This is a genomic window from Bradyrhizobium sp. PRIMUS42, from assembly GCF_023006515.1.
GTDB lineage: Bacteria > Pseudomonadota > Alphaproteobacteria > Rhizobiales > Xanthobacteraceae > Bradyrhizobium.
Genome location: NZ_JALBGZ010000992.1, coordinates 1 through 1,808 on the forward strand (window position 1 = coordinate 1; position 1,808 = coordinate 1,808).

At 64.9% G+C, this 1,808-nt stretch carries 3 protein-coding genes; all 3 read right to left on the bottom strand.

Going from position 1 to position 1,808, the window contains the following annotated elements:
• Positions 1–416: 416 nt before the first annotated feature.
• Positions 417–917, bottom strand: a complete 501-nt coding sequence (locus tag MOV75_RS36655) for an RNA pyrophosphohydrolase (RefSeq protein WP_246930270.1) — start codon at positions 915–917, stop codon at positions 417–419.
• Positions 918–1,021: 104 nt separating this feature from the next.
• Positions 1,022–1,528, bottom strand: a complete 507-nt coding sequence (locus tag MOV75_RS36660; protein WP_246930272.1) for an RNA pyrophosphohydrolase — start codon at positions 1,526–1,528, stop codon at positions 1,022–1,024.
• Between the two features lie 76 nt (positions 1,529–1,604).
• The coding region (locus tag MOV75_RS36665; RefSeq protein WP_247007822.1) for a divergent polysaccharide deacetylase family protein at positions 1,605–1,808 on the bottom strand (204 nt) is incomplete at its 5' end.

Consider the following 1,808-nt stretch of genomic DNA (forward strand, 5'->3'; position numbering starts at 1 on the left):
CGGGCCTCGGCCTCAAGGCCGCCGACGAGCAGACCGCCGTCAACTCCGCGCTCGCCGACTGCGCCAAGCGCGACAGCGATTGCCACGTCCTCGCCATCGGTCCGTTCACGGTGGGACCGATCAATTAGCCTGGAATGTGCTTAGGTTGAATCAAGCAGCTGCGGGCTCGGTGCACCTCTCCCGCCTGCGGGAGAGGTCGGCGCAACGCGCCGGGTGAGGGCTCTCTCCTCTTGGGGGGTCTCGGTTGCGGGGATACCCTCTCCCCAACCCTCCCCCGCAAGCGGGGGAGGGAGCGCAGCGGAGCAAGCGGTGGCAGTCTTGCTAGCGAGAACGGTGCCTCACGCGCAAATCTCCGGCGGAAATTCTCCAACGACTTCAAACCCCGTTCTACTGTGCATGGGGTTGTTTTCGCGGTTTCAGTTTGCGAAGACCGCAAACCGCTCGGCGACCGCGTGATAAACCTCACGCCGGAACGGCACCACGACGTCGGCGACGCGGTCGAGGCGCTCCCAGCGCCAGGCGTCGAACTCTGCGGGCTGGCCGTTGCGCGGTGTCAGCGGGTCGACCTCGTCGTCGCGGCCGGTGAAGCGCAGCGCGAACCATTTTTGCCGCTGGCCGCGAAACTTCGCCAGCCGGTGCGTCTGCGGGCCGTCGTAAGGAGGGAATTCGTAGGTCAACCAGTCGGTCTCGCCGAGATAGTCCGCGCTGACGACGCTGGTCTCCTCCCAGAGCTCGCGCATCGCGGCATCGCGTAAGTTCTCGCCCTCATCGACGCCGCCCTGCGGCATCTGCCAGTCGAGCCCCGGCAGGATGATCTCGGGCCCATCACCCTTGAAGCGGTGGCCGATCAGCACGCGGCCATCGGCATTGAAGAGGGCGATGCCCACATTGGGGCGGTAGGGCTTTTCATTCGACATGCGGTTGCTTCTTTGATCGTCATTGCGGGATGGTCCGAAGGACCAGACCCGGAATCTCGTCATTCCGGGTTCGTGCTTCGCACGCCCCGGAATGACGATGCAAATCATTCATCCGCCAGCGCGGAAAATTCCTGCACCACGCGCTCATAGACCGGGCGCTTGAAGGGAATGATCAGCCCGGTCAGATTGTGCATCGGCTCCCAGCGCCAGTTTACGAACTCGGCCTTGTGGCCGCCGCCGCCGGGCTTTTCGACGTTGATCTCGCTGTCCTTGCCGGTGAAGCGCACCGCGTACCATTTCTGCCGCTGGCCACGGTAGCGGCCCTTCCAGGCGCGCCCGGCCACCGTGCGAGGAATGTCGTAAGTGAGCCAGTCCGGGACCTCGCCGAGCCGCTCGACCGAACGCACGCTGGTCTCTTCATAGAGTTCGCGCTTGGCGGCCTCCCAGGTGTCCTCGCCGGGATCGACGCCGCCCTGCGGCATCTGCCAGACATGGGTGTCGTCGACATGTTCGATGCCGCCGGCGCGGCGGCCGATGAACACCAGGCCTTTCGTGTTGATCAGCATCACTCCGACGCAGGTCCGGTAGGGCAGATCCTCGTAACGCGCCATTCCGCCAGACCTCTCGCATGCTGTTGGTAGGGCGCGAATGGCCCCGCGAGGACCCGTGCCGTACCAATCCGTTGATTTAGCTGGATTTTGATTTCAGCATCGCGGTTGTCAATGGCACCAAAAGAATACCCCGGTCGCCCAATGTCTTGGTCCATGCGCCGATGCGGTCGATCGAGACGGGCAGGGCGGAGGCGGTGCCGACAGCCGCGCCGCGCTCGCGTGCCGCCGATTCGAGCTTGTTCAGGGCGCGGTCGATCTCGGTCGGGGTCGGCACCACGTC

Bases quoted from the DNA above. Each gene is read 5' to 3' on its own strand.
- MOV75_RS36655 (WP_246930270.1), bottom strand. From the start codon at position 917: ATGTCGAATGAAAAGCCCTACCGCCCCAATGTGGGCATCGCCCTCTTC.
- MOV75_RS36660 (WP_246930272.1), bottom strand. From the start codon at position 1,528: ATGGCGCGTTACGAGGATCTGCCCTACCGGACCTGCGTCGGAGTGATG.